14 protein-coding genes are annotated in these 18,123 nt (G+C 63.6%); 10 read left to right on the forward strand and 4 right to left on the reverse strand.

Features of this window, described 5'->3' with window-relative positions; all coding sequences use genetic code 11:
- Positions 1–131: 131 nt before the first annotated feature.
- From BTW07_RS14175 to ehuR, 3 genes are all read right to left on the reverse strand, one after another.
- Complete coding sequence (locus BTW07_RS14175; RefSeq protein ID WP_075570831.1) at positions 132–2,564, reverse strand: membrane-bound PQQ-dependent dehydrogenase, glucose/quinate/shikimate family; 2,433 nt, start codon at positions 2,562–2,564, stop codon at positions 132–134.
- 98 nt (positions 2,565–2,662) lie between these two features.
- Complete coding sequence (locus BTW07_RS14180; protein ID WP_075570832.1) at positions 2,663–3,604, reverse strand: 2-hydroxyacid dehydrogenase; 942 nt, start codon at positions 3,602–3,604, stop codon at positions 2,663–2,665.
- A gap of 120 nt (positions 3,605–3,724) precedes the next feature.
- The gene (gene ehuR / locus BTW07_RS14185) at positions 3,725–5,131 is read right to left on the reverse strand and encodes a MocR-like ectoine utilization transcription factor EhuR (RefSeq protein ID WP_075570833.1); all 1,407 of its coding nucleotides are present in this window, start codon (positions 5,129–5,131) and stop codon (positions 3,725–3,727) included.
- 196 nt (positions 5,132–5,327) lie between these two features.
- Between ehuR and doeA the strand changes: the two genes are divergently transcribed.
- The 8 genes from doeA (at position 5,328) to BTW07_RS14225 (ending at position 14,188) form a co-directional block, all read left to right on the forward strand.
- Complete coding sequence (gene doeA / locus BTW07_RS14190; RefSeq protein ID WP_075570834.1) at positions 5,328–6,527, forward strand: ectoine hydrolase DoeA; 1,200 nt, start codon at positions 5,328–5,330, stop codon at positions 6,525–6,527.
- Positions 6,528–6,741: 214 nt separating this feature from the next.
- A complete protein-coding gene (gene doeB, locus BTW07_RS14195; RefSeq protein WP_083941894.1) occupies positions 6,742–7,851 on the forward strand; it encodes a N(2)-acetyl-L-2,4-diaminobutanoate deacetylase DoeB in 1,110 nt (369 codons plus the stop codon).
- Positions 7,848–8,330: an Lrp/AsnC family transcriptional regulator gene (locus BTW07_RS14200; protein ID WP_075570835.1), complete on the forward strand. Its 483-nt coding sequence runs from the start codon at positions 7,848–7,850 to the stop codon at positions 8,328–8,330. The genes doeB and BTW07_RS14200 overlap by 4 nt, the downstream gene beginning before the upstream one ends.
- Positions 8,331–8,546: 216 nt before the next feature.
- Positions 8,547–10,010 carry an NAD-dependent succinate-semialdehyde dehydrogenase gene (locus BTW07_RS14205; protein WP_075570836.1) on the forward strand — a complete coding sequence of 488 codons (1,464 nt, stop codon included), beginning with the start codon at positions 8,547–8,549 and terminating at the stop codon, positions 10,008–10,010.
- Positions 10,011–10,140: 130 nt separating this feature from the next.
- A complete protein-coding gene (locus BTW07_RS14210) occupies positions 10,141–11,571 on the forward strand; it encodes an aminotransferase (protein WP_075570837.1) in 1,431 nt (476 codons plus the stop codon).
- Positions 11,572–11,654: 83 nt separating this feature from the next.
- On the forward strand, positions 11,655–12,641 hold the full coding sequence (gene eutB, locus BTW07_RS14215) for a hydroxyectoine utilization dehydratase EutB (RefSeq protein ID WP_075570838.1): 987 nt from the start codon (positions 11,655–11,657) through the stop codon (positions 12,639–12,641).
- A 51-nt stretch (positions 12,642–12,692) separates the two neighbouring features.
- Positions 12,693–13,640, forward strand: a complete 948-nt coding sequence (locus BTW07_RS14220) for a cyclodeaminase (RefSeq protein WP_075570839.1) — start codon at positions 12,693–12,695, stop codon at positions 13,638–13,640.
- On the forward strand, positions 13,637–14,188 hold the full coding sequence (locus tag BTW07_RS14225; RefSeq protein WP_075570840.1) for a GNAT family N-acetyltransferase: 552 nt from the start codon (positions 13,637–13,639) through the stop codon (positions 14,186–14,188). The genes BTW07_RS14220 and BTW07_RS14225 overlap by 4 nt, the downstream gene beginning before the upstream one ends.
- Positions 14,189–14,267: 79 nt before the next feature.
- On the opposite strand, the gene zwf is transcribed toward BTW07_RS14225, so the two are convergent.
- A complete protein-coding gene (gene zwf, locus BTW07_RS14230; protein WP_075570841.1) occupies positions 14,268–15,860 on the reverse strand; it encodes a glucose-6-phosphate dehydrogenase in 1,593 nt (530 codons plus the stop codon).
- Between the two features lie 226 nt (positions 15,861–16,086).
- Here zwf and BTW07_RS14235 point away from each other — a divergent pair, with 226 nt between their 5' ends.
- Both BTW07_RS14235 and BTW07_RS14240 read left to right on the forward strand, forming a co-directional pair.
- On the forward strand, positions 16,087–16,410 hold the full coding sequence (locus tag BTW07_RS14235; protein WP_075570842.1) for a YrhK family protein: 324 nt from the start codon (positions 16,087–16,089) through the stop codon (positions 16,408–16,410).
- Between the two features lie 108 nt (positions 16,411–16,518).
- Positions 16,519–17,958 (forward strand): amidase, encoded by a 1,440-nt coding sequence (locus BTW07_RS14240; protein WP_244158373.1) that lies wholly within the window; start codon positions 16,519–16,521, stop codon positions 17,956–17,958.
- The last annotated feature ends 165 nt before the right edge of the window (positions 17,959–18,123 follow it).

Below are 18,123 nucleotides of genomic sequence, written 5' to 3' on the forward strand. Positions count from 1 at the left end.
CCGCCGGAGACCGGGGGGCCGGCCAACGCTATCGGTACGGTGCCCGCACAGATACGGCCAGGACGGCAGGGCGCAGGAACGACAACGGGGCCCGAAGGCCCCGTTGATCAGTCGTGGCAGACGCTTCGACGTCAGTCGTTATCCGGCAGGGCATAGGCGATCACGTAGTCGCCGCGATCCGGTGACTGGCGAGCGCCACCTGCCGAGATCAGGATGTACTGCTTGCCCGTCTCCGGTGACACGTAGGAGATCGGCGTGCCCTGGCTGCCGACCGGCAGGCGAGCCTTCCACACTTCTTCTCCGGTTGCCGAGTCGAAGGCGCGCAGCCAGTAGTCCTGGGTCGCGGCGAAGAATGTCAGGCCACCTTGCGTCGTCAGCGAGCCGCCAATGGTCGGCATGCCGACCGGCATCGGCATGCGCAGTTTGGTGCCGAACATTACCGTGTCCTGAATCGTGCCCAGCGGGACTTCCCAGTTGACCTTCTGCGTCTTCATGTCGATCGCGGTCAGGCTGCCGAACGGCGGCTCCTGACAGGGAATGCCGAGCGGCGACAGGAAGCGGTCCTTGACCACCGAGTAGGGTGTGCCCTTGAGCGGCACCGCACCCATGGCAGCGTTGACCGCTTCGCCACCCTCGGAGGCGGCGGCGTCCTTGTCCTGCGGTTCCATGTGGACCCACAAGCCCAGGCGCATGTCATTGACGTAGAGCGTCTGGGAGGTCGGATCGTAGGAGAATCCGCCCCAGTTCAAGCCACCCAGCGAGCCCGGATAGGAGAGCGAGTAGTCGGTGTCCGGTGCGGTGAACAGTCCGTCGTAGCGATAGCCCTTGAAGATGTAGCGGCACATCAGCTGATCGAACGGGGTGGCGCCCCACATATCCGCTTCTTTCAGGTGCTCGGCGCCGATCTGCGGCATGCCGACGGAGACCGGCTGGGTCGGAGAGTACTTTTCGTTGGGGATATTCGCGGGCTTGACCTTCTTCTCGACGACATCGGTCAGTGGCTTGCCGGTCAACCGATCCAGCACGAAGATCTGGCCGACCTTGCTGCCAAAAGTGAGCGCCGGGGTGCTCGATCCACCCGGATTGGGGAAATCGATCAACGTCGGTTGCATTGGCACGTCGTAATCCCACAGATCGTGGTGGACCGTCTGGTAGTGCCACTTCTCTTCGCCAGTGGTGGCGTCGAGCGCCAGCATGGTCGCTCCATACTTCTCGTCTTCCGGCGTGCGTTCCGGACCCCAAAGATCGATGGCGGCGCCACCTACCGGCATGAAGAGGATATTGGAAGCCGGGTCGTAGGTCATCGGCGCCCAGACGTTCGGCGTCGAGCGCACATAGTTGTCACCGGGGGCCGGCGCTTCCCGATCTTGCGGATTGCCGGGATCGAACGCCCAACGCATCTCGCCGGTGATGACATCGAAACCGCGCATCACGCCGCCGGGCATGTCGAGGGCGACGTTGTCGGCCACGCGGCCGCCGACGGCGACGGTGGTGCCCGCTACCGTTGGCGGCGAGGTCAGGGAATAGAGCGGTGCCTTGGCGTCGCCCAGACCGGCCTTGAGATCGATACGACCGTTGTCGCCGAAGCTCTGGCACAGCTCACCGGTTTCAGCATCCAGGGCGACCAGAACGGCGTCGATGGTATTCATGAAGATGCGGCGGCGACAGGCCGTGGCATCGGCGGCGAGGGACGGCTGTGGAACCGGCGAGGCATCGCCCAACGTCGGCTGCTGGACCGGCTTGTCGGCATCGAAATAGGCCAGTCCGCGGCAGCGCACCCAGGTCTTGGTGTCGGTGGGAAACTCATGACGCCATTTCTCTTCGCCAGTATCCGCATCGACCGAAATCACGGTGTTGGACGGCGTGCAGAGGTAGACGGAATCGCCGACCTGCAGCGGCGTTTGCTGATCCTCGAAGCCCGCCCCGGTGGGGCTAAGCGGTGTGTCGCCGGTGTGAAAGGTCCAGGCGATCTCGAGGGAGTCGACGTTGTCTCGGTTGATCTGATCGAGCGCGGCAAAACGCCCGCCGCTGCCGTCCGAGCTGTAGTGATCCCAGTCCACCTGACGAGTGGCATCGGTAACCGGGGTCTCGCCGGTGGCGGCGACGCTATTGTGGATGCCATGGGGCTGGAACATGCCCCAGATCATGCCGACGATCGCGATCAGTGCGACCGCGGCAGCGCCAAGGCTGATGCCTTTGTTGGCCTGCAGGCCGGCTCGCTTCAGGATCAGCGGTTGAATCAGCAGCAGCAGGAACAGAGCGCACAGGAAAGTGAAGATGCGCGCGTGCAGCGCCCAGAAATCCAGCCCCGCCTCCCACAACGCCCAGATGACCGTGGCGATGAAGGCAAGCAGGTAGATGGCCAGCGCCTTGGTGCCACCGCGAACGATTTCGATGCCCGTGGCGGCTAGCGCCAGACCCATCAGCAGGTAATACCAGCTGCCACCGCGACCGATCAGCATGCCCCCGCCGATCGCAAGCCCCAGTCCCAGTATGGTGAAGATCGCGCCGACCAAGATCAGCAAGGCGCTGACCGGCCGTGATACCCCGTTTTTTCGACTCATCCCTCGAACCCCTGTGTAATAAGCGTCGCGATTCTACCCAAGACTATAGTCATAAGCCAACTTGTTAGCATGCTACTGTTATGGTTCCGAGTCTGGCCTCAATATCCCGCCTCGGGGTCGATGGTCTCGACCACCTTGCCCTTCGACATCGCATCCAGCGCGTCGGCGACCTGGTCGGCGGCAGCGCCGATCGGGGTCGGTCCGGCCATGTGCGGGGTGATCAGGATGCGTGGGTGGTGCCATAGCGGGCTGTCTGTCGGCAACGGCTCGTGGGGAAAGGCGTCCAGCAGGGTGCCGCGCAGACGACCTTCGGATGCACCATCGCGCTCTCCACAACCCAAGGCTTCGAGCAGGGCGGGCTCGTCGATCAGGGTGCCGCGACCCGGGTTGATCAGGCTGGCGCCATCGGGGAGCTTGGCCAGGTTGTCGCGATTGATGATGTGGCGCGTGGCCGGCGTGTCCGGCAGCAGCGTGATCAGCGTCTTGACCTGGCGCAGCAGCGTGTCGAGCCCGTCATCGCCGTGATGGCAGGTGAGTCCGTCGATCTGCTTGGGCGAGCGGCTCCAGCCGTGGACCGGGTATCCGTCGGCGGCGAGCATCTGCGCCACGCGGGTGCCGATGGCGCCGAGCCCCAGCACGCCGATCGACCAGTCGGGCTTGTCGACGACCGGTACCTCGCGCCATTCGCTCGTCGCCTGCTGACGCCGGTAGCGGTCGAAGTCGCGCTGGAAATGCAGCACGCCGTAGCGAACGTAGTCGCCGATCAGCTCGCCCATGCCGGCGTCGCGCAGCTTGACGATGGGGAGCTCGCGGGGCAGCGACGGGTTCTGCAACAAGGCATCCACCCCGGCACCCAGATTGACGATGCCTCTGAGCGCCGTCTGTTCATCGAACACCGAGGCCGGCGGCTTCCAGGCGACCAGGTAATCGACCTGCGGGTTGCCGCTATCCATCGCGACGATAATTTCGGCGTTCGGCAGACGTTCGAGCAGGATATTGCGCCATTGTTCGGCGTCGTTGTGATAGATCAGAACTCGCATCTGGGCTCCGTCCTCGTTGTCGTGTTGGAGCCCGTTATCATCGCAGGTTACGCACGGCGAAAGAAATTGCCGCGCATCGCTTGTCTGTTCCGCGACCGCGAATCAGGATGTCCCGTCGCTTCAGTACGCGATTTCCAGCATCGGCGGTGGCGCCTCGCCCAGCAACTGGCTCAACACGTCCAGGCCGCTGGCCAGGCGTGCCAGATCCGGTTCGGCCCCCAGGCTGATGCGCACGCGGCGCGGCATGGCGGACTGCTCGACCAGAAACGGCTGGGCCGTGGTGATGGCAACGCCTTCCTGGCGCGCCTGCTGCTGCAGCTCCTCGGCACGCCACGGCTCGGGAAGCGCCAGCCAGACATGCAGGCTGCTGGGGCGCGATTCGATGGCATGCCCCGCCAGCTTGCGTGCCGCCAGCGACTGGCGCTCCGCCAGCAGTTGGCGCTGTTCGTGGGCGAGCGTATCGACCATGCCGCTGGCCAGCCAGTAATCCGCCAGTTCGAAAATCAGCGGGGTCGCCATCCAGCTGGTGGCCCGCAGGCGCGGCAGGGTGTGATGCATCTGCCCGCGGGGGACACTGAGATAGCCGGCGCGCAGCCCGGGCACGGTCGACTTGGTCAGACTGGTGACGTGGAAGCTCTGCTGGGGGAGACGAGCGGTCAACGGGATCAGACCCGCCGGCTCCAGCAGTGCATGGACATCGTCCTCGATCAGCCAGACATCATGACGCAGCAGAATCTCGGCTACGGCGTCGCGACGGGCGTTTTCCATGGTCGCGCCGGTGGGATTGAGCTGGGTCGGCGTCAGGCAGACGGCGCGAGGGCGGAATTTCACGATGGCCGCCTCCAGCGCCTCGGGGATGACGCCCTGCTCGTCGATCGCCACGCCGTGGAGCTGGAAGCCTAGCGTGCGCGCCAGCGCGATCAGCCCGTGGTCGGTCAACGTCTCCGTCAGCACGATGTCGCCATGCTGGACAACCGTGGCGATGGCCAGCATCAGGCCATGGGCGGCGCCGTTGCAGAGCAGCCGGTCATCGGTTTCGCCGGGGACACCCAGGCGCTCTTTCAACCAGGCGTTGGCGCGTTCGCGCTGATGCTGCAGCCCGGCGATCGGACGGCAGGCGCCAATGACATCGGCGTGGGCGGACTTGGCGAGCTCCGCCAGGGCGTCGCGAAAGCGCCGATGATGAGAAGGCGGACAGACAGTGTGGGCGATCGACAGATCGATCGGCGCGGCGTCGGTGACGGCCGCCGGCGCGCGCAGGTACTCGTTCTCGGAGTCGCCCTCGGCATCGCGAATCCAGGTACCGCTGCCGACACGGGCCTGAACGAGGCCGCTCTTCTCGGCCTGTTCGTAGGCGCGGGAAACCGTCTGCACGCTGACGCCGAGCGTCTCCGCGAGCTCGCGATGGGTCGGCAGGCGCATGCCGGGAGCGAGCACCCCGTGGCGGACCGCTTCGGCGAGTGCGCGGGCGATGGAAAGATATTTGGGGCCGTGCCCGCCGAGGAAGGGCGTCAGGTCGATTGTCATGATGCAATAAAGCCTTTGACGGCACGCTGAGCGACGATGCTACTATCATCGTCGATGCATTGACCGATAATTGTCATGAATAATGGTAAGTAAATCATGACAATTTCACACCCGGTCGGCAAGCGGCAGGACACTCGGCTCGATCCCCTCGACTGCCGATGTCCCTACAATTCGGTCCCGTTAGTCGAGTGGCGCCATGTTTCAGGTTTCTTTACCTTTCTCGCGTGAAGAGTACGCCAGCCGTTTGCACAAAGTGCGCGTATCCATGGCGAGCCGGGGAATTGATGTTCTCGTTGTCAGCGACCCTTCCAACATGGGCTGGCTGACGGGTTATGACGGCTGGTCGTTCTACGTGCATCAGTGTGTGCTGGTGGGCCTGGAGGGCGAGCCTGTCTGGTATGGGCGGCGACAGGATGCCAATGGCGCCTGGCGCACCTGCTGGATGGACGCCGAGCGCGTGCGCTACTACCCGGACTACTACGTCCAGAATCCGGACATGCATCCGATGGAGTATCTGGCCCAGTCGGTGCTGCCGGAATATGGCTGGCATACCGGTAACGTCGGGCTGGAGATGGACAACTACTACTTCTCGGGCAAGGCCTATACCAGCCTGCTCAAGGAGTTGCCGCACGCGCAATTGATCGACGCCACGGCGCTGGTCAACTGGTGCCGGGCGATCAAGTCGCCCCAGGAGATCGCCTACATGCGCACGGCGGCGAGAATCGTCGAGTGCATGCACACCCGGATCATCGAGATGATCGAGCCTGGCCTGGCCAAGAGCAAGCTGGTATCCGAGATCTATCGGGTCGGCACCGAAGGCTGGACCGACGAGCACGGCAAGGTCCACGGTGGCGACTATCCCGCCATCGTGCCGTTGCTGCCGACCGGCAGCGACGCCGCCGCCCCCCACCTGACCTGGGACGACACCCCGTTTCGCAAGGGCGAGGGGACGTTCTTCGAGATCGCCGGCTGCTACAAGCGCTACCACGCGCCGCTGTCGCGGACCGTTTTTCTGGGCAAGCCACCGCAGGACTTCATTCGCGGCGAATCAGCCCTGCTCGAGGGTATCGACAACGGTCTGGCGGTGGCCAAGCCCGGCAATCGCTGTGCCGATATCGCACTGGCGCTGGGCGCGGCGATGGACAAGTACGGCTTCGATCGGGGCGGCGCGCGCTGTGGCTATCCGATCGGGATCAGCTACCCGCCGGACTGGGGCGAGCGCACCATGAGCCTGCGTCCTTCCGACGAGACGATTCTCGAGCCCGGCATGACCTTCCATTTCATGCCTGGCATGTGGATGGACGATTGGGGCCTGGAGATCACCGAAAGCATCCTGATCACCGAGAACGGTGCCGAACCGTTGTGCCATTTTCCGCGCCAGCTGTTCGTCAAGTAAGCCGCGTCAGCTGTTCGTCAACTATGTTCGTCAACTATGTTCGTCAACTATGTTCGTCAAACAAGAGTGTGCCGGTCGTTGGTGGGATGAGGCCGAATAGCGAGTCTGAGGCCCGCCGCGATTCCGGCTCGCCCGGCTGTTTTGCTATCTTTCAATGACGCGCCTGTTAGCGATCCGCTGCGGCGCGTCATCCGTTTCATTGAGGAGAGTTCGCATGTCCGCAACCCTGCGTCCCAGCCCGATCAGCGCCACCGTCGACTTCGATGCCCAGGGCGTTCAGCACGGTTTTCTCAAGCTGCCGATTTCCATCGACACCTCTGCGTGGGGCGCGGTGATGATCCCGATCACCGTGGTCGCCAACGGCGAAGGCCCCACGGCGCTGCTGACCGGCGGTAACCATGGCGACGAGTACGAAGGCATCACTTCGCTGCTCAAGCTGGCGAGCACCCTCAAGCCCGAAGAGGTTCGCGGCCGAGTGATCATCGTGCCGATGATGAACACGCCGGCGGCAGAAGCGGGCAAGCGAACGTCGCCGCTGGATGGCGGCAACCTCAATCGCAGCTTCCCCGGCGACCCCAATGGCGGCGTGACGAGTCAGATCGCCGACTATTTCACTCGGGTGCTGGTACCGATGTGCGACGTGGCGCTGGATCTGCACTCCGGCGGTCGCACGCTGGACATCGTGCCGTTCGCCGCCGCGCATCGGCTCGACGATCTCGCCCAGGAGAGCGCGAGTCTCACCGGCGCCGTCGCCTTCGGCGCGCCCTACGCCATGATGATGTTCGAGCTCGACGCCACCAAGCTCTACGACACCGCGGTGGAATCCCAGGGCAAGACCTTCGTCACCACCGAGCTGGGCGGCGGCGGCACCTCGACGCCGCAGAGCCTGGCGCTGACCGAGCGAGGCGTGCGCAATTTCCTGATTCACTATGGGTTGATGGCTGGCGAGATCGAGAAGCCGACCGAACCCATGGTCTACGTCGATATGCCGGATGCCAGCTGCTACGTCCAGAGCGAGCATTCCGGCCTGCTGGAACTGACGGTGTCCCTGGGGGAAATGGTTCAGCAGGGCGATGTGCTGGCAAGGATCCACGACATGAGTCGCACCGGCGCAGTGCCGGTCGAATACCGCGCCCAGCGTGACGGCGTGCTGATCGCGCGGCGGTTCCCGGCCAAGGTCGGAATGGGCGATACCATCGCCGTGGTCGCGGAAGTGGTCGAGTCGCTGGAGCGTGAGAGTTCCTTATCCGCCCCGAAGCCGGCCCGTTCATCGGCCCCGAACCCGGCCGAAAGCCATTCATCGGCCCCGAAGCCGGCCGAATGAGACTCGATCGCTACGACCTCAAGATCCTGGAAATTCTGAGCCATGACGGTCGGATCACCAAGTCGCGGCTGGCGGAGGCAATCAGTCTCTCCGTCAGCCCGTGCTGGGAACGGGTCAAGCGGCTGGAGAAAGCCGGGATCATCGAAGGCTACAGCGCCCGCATCAATCCCGACGCCATCGTCAAGCGCACCCCGGTGTGGGTGCAGATCGAGCTCAAGCAGCACAATGCCGAAAGCTTTGCCCGTTTCGAGCGCATGGTCCGGGAGACCGACGCCGTCGCCGAGTGCGTCGCGGTCGGCGGCGGCGTCGACTACCTGGTCAAGATCGCCGCCGACAGCATCGATGCCTATCAACGCCTGATCGATGCCTGGCTGGTGTCCGATCTGGGGATCGAGCGCTACTTCACCTACATCGTCACCAAGACGGTCAAGCGCGAAGGGCCGCCGGTATTCTCCGAAACGGATGCATCGAATTTCTAGCATAAGCTGAATATTCGCCCGGCCTTGGCCGGGCGAGTTTGCGCTTGTCTCCTGTCCCACCAAAAAAACCGCAACTCCTGAGCGGGCTTTCGGAAGAAAGCGTGCCGCAAAGCGGTAGAGACGAAAAGTTTCCTGCCGCCGAATCGATACCATGGTCGCACTCGCAGGATAGGCAACCCGTTCTGCCCCACCGCCGATACCCCTGCAGGAGGCGATATGAAACTCAACGATCCCAGGCTTTTCCGCCAGTACGCTTATGTCGATGGCAAATGGACCCACGGTAGCGAGGGCCGCGAGGAAGCGGTCGTCGATCCCGCTACCGGAGAGACCCTGGGCCATTGCGCATTGCTGGAAGCGTCGCAGATTACCGATACGGTAACTGCGGCAGAGAATGCTTTCGCCGCATGGCGAGCGATCAACGTCCATGAGCGCGCCGAAAAGCTGCACGCCTGGTATCGCCTGCTGCACGAGCACAAGGAAGATCTGGCGCTGCTGATGACCTACGAGCAGGGCAAGCCGCTCGACGATTCCCGGGGCGAGGTCGATTACGGCGCCAGCTTTATTCAGTGGTTCGCCGAAGAGGCCAAGCGCGCCTACGGCGTGACCATTCCCAGCCATATTCCCAACGCGGCGCTGGGCACGATCAAGGAACCGGTCGGCGTCTCGGCGATGTTCACGCCGTGGAACTTCCCGCTGGCGATGATCACGCGCAAGGCGGGGGCGGCGCTGGCTGCCGGTTGCACGGTGATCGTCAAGCCGGCCAACGAGACGCCATACTCCGCGCTGGCACTGGCCGAACTGGCCGAGCGGGCCGGTATCCCGGCGGGCGTGTTCAACGTCGTCACCGGCGATCCGGCGACCGTTTCCGAAGTGCTGTGCAACGACAACCGCATCCGCAACATCTCGTTCACCGGCTCGACCCGTGTCGGCAAGCTGCTGATGCGCCAGAGTTCGTCCAGCGTCAAGCGCATGTCGCTGGAGCTTGGCGGCAACGCGCCGTTCATCGTCTGCGACGACATGGATCCGGATGCCGCGGCGAAAGAAGCGGTCGCCGCCAAGTTCCAGACCGCCGGGCAGGATTGTCTCGCCGCCAACCGCATCTTCGTTCACCGCAAGATCTACGACGCCTTCGTCGAGCGCTTCGTGGCACACATGCAGGCGCTGAAGGTCGGCAACGGTCTCGAAGGGAGCGATATCGGCCCGCTGATTCACAAGCGCGCGGTCGACATGGCCAAAGGCATCGTCGAGGACGGCGTCGGCAAGGGCGCGCGTCAACTGGGTGGAGAGGGCCAGGCGCCCGGTGAGAACTTCTTCATGCCGACGTTGCTGGCCGATATCACCCCGGAGATGCGCGTGTTCCGCGAGGAGACCTTCTCGCCGGTCGCCGGTGTCTGCGCGTTCGACGATGACGAAGAGGTTCTCCGGCTGGCCAACGACACCGAGTACGGTCTGGCCGCCTACGTCTATACTAACGATGTTCGCCGGATCTGGAAGCTGATGCGCGGGCTCGAGTACGGCATGGTCAGCGTCAACAGCGTCAAGATGACCGGCGCGCCGATCCCGTTCGGCGGCGTCAAGCAGTCAGGGCTCGGCCGCGAAGGCGGTGCGGCAGGACTCGAGGAATATCTCGATACCAAGTACTACTGTCTCGGCAATATGCCCTCTGCCAGCAATTCGTAGATGGATCGATTCTATCGCGGGTATGACACAAGGATCACTCCGATCGCTGCGCCCGCCCGGATCGCTGCCGTTTCCGACAACGCTCGATGGTGCGAGCACGGCAGCAATCCTCTTTCGGTAAGGAAATCGTATGACCGATACTCGTACGCTGATCGACAACGATCGCCGCCATGTCTTCCATGCGTCTACCCATCTGCGCGATTACGCCCATGGCGATTTGCCGGGCCGCGTGATTACCGGTGGCAAGGGGATCTCCATCGTCGATCGCGATGGGCGCGAGATGATCGATGCCTTTGCCGGGCTCTACTGCGTCAACATCGGCTACGGCCGCACCGAGATCGCCGAGGCGATCTACGCCCAGGCCAAGGAGCTTGCGTACTATCACACCTATGTCGGCCACTCCAACGAGCCGTTGATCGCGCTGTCCGAGCGCATTGCCAAGCTCGCCGGCAACGGCTTGAACAAGGTCTACTACGGGCTTTCCGGCAGCGACGCCAACGAGACCCAGATCAAGCTGGTGCGCTACTACCACAACGTCACCGGCCGGCCGCAGAAGAAAAAGATCATCTCGCGCCAGCGCGGCTATCACGGCTCCAGCATCGCCGCCGGCTCGCTGACCGGGTTGCCCGCGTTCCATCAGCATTTCGACCTGCCCATCGAGGGCGTGCTGCATACCGAGGCGCCATATTATTACCGCCGGCCTCGGGGCGGTGTAGACAGTAACGGACGGCCTCGGGGCGAGATGAGCGAACGCGAATTCTCCGCCTACTGCGCCGAACAGCTCGAAGCGATGATCCAGCGTGAAGGGCCGGAGACTGTCGGCGCCTTCATCGGCGAGCCGGTGCTGGGCACGGGCGGCATCATTCCGCCCCCGGCAGGCTACTGGGATGCGATCCAGGCCGTGCTGAAGCGCCACGACATCCTGCTGATCGCCGACGAAGTCGTCAGCGGCTTCGGTCGTCTGGGCAGCGATTTCGGCTTCCAGCATTACGGCATCAAGCCGGATCTGGTCACCATCGCCAAGGGCCTGACCAGCGCCTATCAGCCGCTTTCCGGCGTGATCGTCGGCGAGCGCGTATGGAAAGCGCTGGAAGATGGCACCGGCGAATACGGCCCGATCGGCCACGGCTGGACCTACTCCGGCCACCCGCTGGGTGCCGCCGCGGCCATGGCCAATCTCGATATCATCGAGCGCGAAAACCTGGTGGGTAACGCTGCCGAGACCGGTGCCTACTTCAACGCGCAGTTGAAGAAGACCTTCGGCGAGCACCCGCTGGTCGGTGACGTGCGGGGCGAGGGGCTGATGGCGGCACTGGAATTTGCGCCGACCAAGGGCGAGTACACGCCATTCGATCCGTCGCTCAAGGTCGGTGCCCGGGTCGCGGCCGCCGCGCTGGAAGAGAACCTGATCGCCCGCGCCATGCCCAACGGCGATATCCTCGGCTTCGCGCCGCCGCTGGTGATCGATCGTGGCCAGGTCGATGAAGTGATCGCCCGCGCCAAGCGTGCCGTCGACAAGGTCACTGATGCGCTGACGCGCGAGGGCAAGCTCAACGCCTGAGTGTTGATGGCGCCATGAGACTGCGGCAGGGTGGAAACTTCCATCCTGCCGTTTCCATTTTCTCAATCGGGAATCGCTCAACGATGTCAGACCCCGTGACGCTTCACGACATCTATCTGGCGCGAAGCCGCATCGCCGGCCAGGCGGCGCGGACGCCGCTGATTCTCTCCCAGAGCCTGTCGGCACGCTTCGATGCCGAGATCTATCTCAAGCTGGAAACCCTGCAGCCGAGCGGTGCCTTCAAGCTGAGAGGCGCGCTCAACAAGATCGCGTCGCTAGCGCCGGAGCAGCTGGAGCGCGGCGTGACCACGGCCTCCACCGGCAATCATGGCCGCGCGGTGGCCTGGGCGTCGAAGCGTCTCGGCGCCCGCGCCATCATCTGCGTCTCCGAACTGGTACCGGCCAACAAGATAGCGGCCATCGAGGCGCTGGGTGCCGAAGCCCGGGTCATCGGGCGCTCCCAGGACGATGCCTTCGTCGAGGCGCGGCGTCTCGTCGCCGAGGAGGGCATGGCGCTGATCGAGCCCTTCGACGATCCGTTGATCGCGGCCGGGCAGGGTACGATCGGGCTCGAACTGATGGAAGACGTCCCCGAGCTGGACCGGGTGCTGATCGGGCTTTCCGGTGGCGGGCTGCTTGGCGGCATCGGGCGCGCGGTCAAGGGCATCAACCCGAAGGTCCACGTGACCGGCGTCAGCATGCTCGAGGGCGCGGCGATGATCGAGAGCCTGGCCGCCGGCAAGCCCGTCGAGGTGGAGGAGGAGGCCTCGCTGGCGGACTCGCTGGGTGGCGGCATCGGACTCGACAACCGCTGCACGTTCGAACTGGTCCGCGAGGTGATGGACGACCACCACCAGGTCTCGGAAGCGGCCATCGCCCGCGCCATGCTGCACTTCTTCGAGCATGAAAAGATGCTGGTGGAAGGCGCCGCCGCGGTCGGGCTCGCCGCCATCGAGGAGCACGGCATCGACGTTCGGGGCGAGAAGGTGGCGCTGATCATCTCGGGCAATGGCGTCGATGCAGAGACGTTGATGCGGGCGAAGACGCTGATCGACTACCCGGCGCGCTGAGCGGCTGAATGCGGATACGAATTCAAATGAACGGCCTCAGGAGCCCCCCCGATGGAACTCTATAGTCGCGAGCAGATTCAGAAAGTCGTCAGTCTCGATCACGCCGCGCTCGAAGCGGTCGAGGCAGGCTTCCGTGCCCTGGGCGAGGGCAACGTGGTGCAGCCGCCGATCCTGTCGATGGCGATCGAGGAGGCCAATGGTGAGGTCGACGTCAAGACCGCGCACATCAAGGGCAACTCGCGTTTCGCGATCAAGGTCAGCCCGGGCTTCTTCGACAATCCGAAACTGGGACTGCCGAGTCTCAACGGCCTGATGATCGTGTTCTCGGCCAAGACCGGTCTGGTCGAGGCGGTGCTGTTCGACGAAGGCTACCTCACCGACATTCGCACCGCGCTGGCCGGCGCCATTGCCGCCAAGCATCTCTCGCGCGCCGACAGTCAACGCGTCACCGTGCTCGGCGCCGGGCTGCAGGCGGAGCTGCAGGTCGCCGCGCTCATGCTGGTGCGCGACATCGACACCCTCGACGTGTGGGCGCGGGACGTGGCCAAGGCCGAAGCCTACGCTGCGCGGATGCAGGAGAAATACGGGCTGACCGTGGCGGTACATACCGATATCGGCGAGGCCTGCCGCGAGGCGGACATCATCGTTACCACCACGCCGTCGCGGGAGCCGCTGCTGAGCGGCGAGCATTTACGTGAAGGCGTTCATGTCACCGCCATGGGTTCCGATAGCCCGGACAAGCGTGAGCTGGATACGTCCGTCATGGAACGAGCCGATCACTACGTCGCCGATACCCGCGCCCAGAGCGAGAACAACGGTGAGCTCAAGGCCTACGCCGGCCACCAGCCGCCGTTCGCCGTCAACGAGCTGGGCCGCGTGATCGCCAGCGGCAAGAGTCTGCGTGCCACCGACTCGCAGATCACCGTCTGCGATCTCACCGGTACCGGCGTGCAGGACACCGCCATTGCCGGTTTCACGCTGGCCCGACTGGCGTCGTGACGGAGCGGCAGCGTCGCGAGGCGATAGTAGTACGGCGGGCAACGCAGGGCGATGCGGAATCGATCGCGACAATCCATGTCGACGCCTGGCGCCACAACTACCGCGGATTGATCGACGACGACACACTGGCCAGAAGAGATTTCGACAGCCGATTGGGAACCTGGCGACGGGAGCTGGAACTGGGGGCAGAAGTGCTGGTGGCGGTGCAACGTCAGGCCGTGGTGGGCTGGGCTCGCGTCGGGGCGTTTCGTCATCCGCCCGAGACTCGCCCCGACGTGAGATCGACAACCCAGGGCTGGGCCGAGATTCATGGGCTTTATGTATCACCCTCGGCACAACGTTGTGGGGTGGGGTCACGACTGCTGCGCGAGGCGGATAGCGTGTTTACAGCACGGTGCTTTCGCAACGTCGGGCTTTGGGCCTTCGCCAACAACCTGGCGGCCATTCGCTTCTACGAGTCCTGTGGCTTCAGCGATCAAAAGCTGGACCAGAATTTCGAGATCAACGGGCAACCCTTGGTGGAACGTTTGCTGGCACGGCGTCTCTAGGTTCTGCCGCCCGTTGAGACGCGACTCGTCGTTATCCCTTGGCTTTTGCGCCGGCGCCTCATGGCACGTCAAACCGCGATCAGCGATCGCCACGTTTCGGCACCGGTGCCACGCCGGGGCCGGTGGGTTCGCCAACCTTATGCCACAGGCGGCCGTCTCGCTGGATCAGTTCGTGGGCGCCGCTGGGGCCGTCGGTGCCGGCGGCGTACCCTTCGATGCCCGATTTTCCGGTCCCCGATTTTCGGGACCAGGCCTCCAGGAACGGCTGCACGGCGCGCCAGCCGTTCTCGATGGTGTCGGCGCGCTGAAACAGCATCTGATCGCCGGTCAGGCAGTCGTAGATCAACGTTTCGTAGCCGGTGACCGCGGGCAGATCGAAGAAGTCCTTGTAGGCGAAGCCCATCTTGACCGTATCCATCTCCAGCTCCGGGCCGGGGCGCTTGGCCTGGAAGTCGAACCACATCCCCTCGTTGGGCTGGATCTGGATGATCAGCCAGTTTGAGGCCATCCGATCCACGTCGGTATTGCGAAACTGGGCGTACGGCGCCGGTTTGAAGCAGATCGCGATCTCGGTATCCCGCGCGCTCATGCGCTTGCCGGTACGCAGATAGAACGGTACGCCGATCCAGCGCCAGTTATCGACCATCACCTTCATGGTAACGAAGGTTTCGGTCTGGCTGTCCGCGTCGACACCGTCTTCCTCGAGATAGCCGGGCACCCGGCGATCGCCGAGCGTACCCGCCTCATATCGGCCACGCGCTGAGTTGTCGTCGGCTTCGTCGATGGTCCACGGGCGAATGGCGCCCAGCACCTTGGATTTCTCGCTGCGCAGCGCATCCGCCCCAAAAGCGGCCGGTGGCTCGATGGCAACCATGGCGAGAAGCTGAAACAGGTGGTTGGGAACCATGTCGCGCATGGCGCCGGCCTTGTCGTAGAAGGCAGCGCGCGCTTCGACCCCCACCGTTTCTGCCGCGGTTATCTGAATGTGATCGATATAGTGATTGTTCCAGAACGGCTCGAACAGCACGTTGGCAAAGCGGGCGACGAGGATGTTCTGAACGGTCTCCTTGCCGAGGAAATGATCGATTCGATAGATCTGATCTTCCTTCATGACTTCGAGCAGATTGGCATTCAATGCCTGCGCCGATTCGAGATCATGACCGAACGGTTTTTCGACGACGACCCTGCGGTAGTTTCCGCCTTGCTCGGTCAGCAACCCGGCCTTGCCGAGTTGCTGGGCAATCTCGCTGAAGAAGCGGGATGAGGTTGCGCAGTAGAAGATCGCGTTATCGTTCTCCGACGAGGCAATGGTGTCCTTGATCCGACGATAAATGGCCTCGTCGGTGAAGTCTCCCTGTAGATACTGAAGCCGCTTTTCGAACTCGCACCAGTGAGATTCGTCCAGTGCGCTGCCGCGACCTTCCGAGTGATTGTCGGCGGCCTTGTCGGCGATGAATTGCTTGAGATGGGCGCGAAAACCGTCGTCGTCATGCTCGGCAAGATCGACGCCGATGATTCGCATTTTGGGGTCGATGAGATGATCCCGATCCAGATTGTAGAGCGATGGGATCAGTAGACGTTTCACCAGATCACCACCGGCACCGAATATGAACATGGTGGTGTTGTCGGCAGCCGGCGTCTGCTCATGCTGCGCTTGTGTCGAATGGGGCACGGGGCGTCTACCTCGTCTTGTGGGTTGCCGAGAGCGGGGCTGGATGGATCACTGAGAGCATGGCTGGATGGATCGCCGAGAGCCACTCGTCTCGTTTGATCTCATCATGGAAGACAATTCCTGCCGGGGCCAGTGAATTGGCTCGGGGATCCCAGGCGCCGTCTTTGCGGACCTCGGCAGGCTGAACCAGAATAGCGTGACGAAACTTACAGGGAGAATTAACGAGATGAGTGAGAGTACGCAACGAAACGCGACTCGATCGGGTCGTGACGACGAATCGCTGACGCTTCGTTTCGGCCGGGACGAACTCGTCATTCGTCAGCGCTACGAAATGCTGAGTATCGTCAACGACGTTCTGATCGGTGTCTGGTTCGTCATCGGCAGTCTCTTTTTCTTCTACGAATCTCTGACATATGCGGGCACCTGGCTGTTCGTGATCGGCAGCGTCGAGATGCTGATTCGCCCAGTCATCCGGCTGGTTCGTCGGCTGCACTTGCAACACGTGAATGGTAACTCGTCATCGCCCAGTGCCGCCGAACATGATTTCTGAGACTCCCTGGTGCCTTGGCATCTTCTCGGTGTCGACATTGCGCCCTCGCGGAACTGCCGACTAGGCTGGGTCGCAACGAACCCGTTTACCACAGGATGTGGAGGAAATGTGAGCGACGCTGATTCAGCTGCCGATCTGGGAACTGATCTTGAAAATATGGACGCCGGAAAGCTCGAGCGGTTGTATCGATCCGGGGAGGCCTCGCCGCTGGAGGCGACACGGGCGGCGCTGGAGCGGATCGATCGTTTCAATGGAGCGGTCAACGCCTATGTCCATGTCGATCGGGAGGGCGCCGAGAAGGCGGCCAAGGCATCGGCTCGGCGCTGGGGGCAGGGCAGGCCGCTAAGTGCCATCGACGGTATCCCCGTGTCGATGAAGGATCTGGCCGAGGTGGCCGGCATGCCGACACGGGGCGGCTCATTGGCGTCATCGGACGCCGTGTGTCAGGAAGATTGTCCGCCGGCGCGTATGCTCCGGGAAGCGGGAGCGGTGATCCTGGGCAAGACCAACACGCCGGAATTCGGCTGGAAGGCGGTGACCGACAACCGCGTATTCGGCGCCACCTGCAACCCTTGGGATACCCGCCTGACACCGGGTGGCTCCTCCGGTGGGGCCGCTGCCGCTGCCGCGCTCAACATGGGCGTGCTGCATCAAGGCGGCGACTCCGGCGGCTCGATTCGCATCCCCGCGGCGTTTACCGGTGTCTTCGGTTTCAAACCGACCTACGGCTGGACGCCGCAATGGCCGCCGGCCACCGAGCCGTCGCTCTCCCATATCGGTCCGCTGACCAGAAGCGTCGAAGACGCCGTGCGCATGCTCAACGTGATCGGCCGCTACGATTATCGTGACCCCTATGCCACCCGAGGGCAGCCGAAGGATTGGGGTGCCGATCTCGGCCAGGATCTGCGCGGTCTGCGCATCGCCTATTCGCCCACGTTGGGTTACGCCGAAGTCGACGAGCAGGTCGCCGCCCGCGTTCGCGAAGCCGTTCGTAACCTCGAGCAACTGGGGGCCGAAGTCGAGGAGATACACCCGGGTTTCGAGTCGCCGATCGATATCTTCCAGAAGCTCTGGTTCACCGCATCGCTGGATTTCTGGTCGAAATGCAGTGACAAGGAGCGTGAGCAGCTCGATCCGGGCCTCGTTGCCAATGCGCGCACCGCGCAGCAGTGGAGTGCGCTCGATCTGTTCCAGACGCTGGGCCGACGAGCCAATTTCACCGAGTGCCTGGAACGCTTCAACCAGAAATACCACCTGCTGATGACCCCGACGGTACCGATCGAGCCGTTCGAGGCCGGCCACGAAGTGCCGCCGGGCAGCGGCATGCGGGACTGGGAAGAGTGGGCGCCGTTCTCCTATCCGTTCAACCTGAGCCAGCAGCCGGCGGCTTCCGTCCCCTGCGGGTTCACCGAGCGCGGTCTACCGGTGGGCTTCCAGCTGGCCGGCGGCAAGCATGATGACGTCCGTGTGCTGCGCGCCTGTCACGCCTACATGAAAGCGCATCCGCCGCGCTTTCCGCGGGTGCCCGATCCTTCCGAGATGGCCTGAGTCCGAGCGTGATCGCGATTGCCGACTACGCTTGAGATAGATGTCGCGCTGAATGCGCGGCGTCTGTCGCTCTACTTTCATCGCCCAGTTTACCGGGCCCGCGACGGCAGGACCGTCGAGGACTCTATCCGAGCGCCTCGAAGGTTCTGCCGTCACGCGATAAGG

The organism is Salinicola socius (assembly GCF_001937195.1).
Taxonomy (GTDB): Bacteria; Pseudomonadota; Gammaproteobacteria; order Pseudomonadales; family Halomonadaceae; genus Salinicola; species Salinicola socius.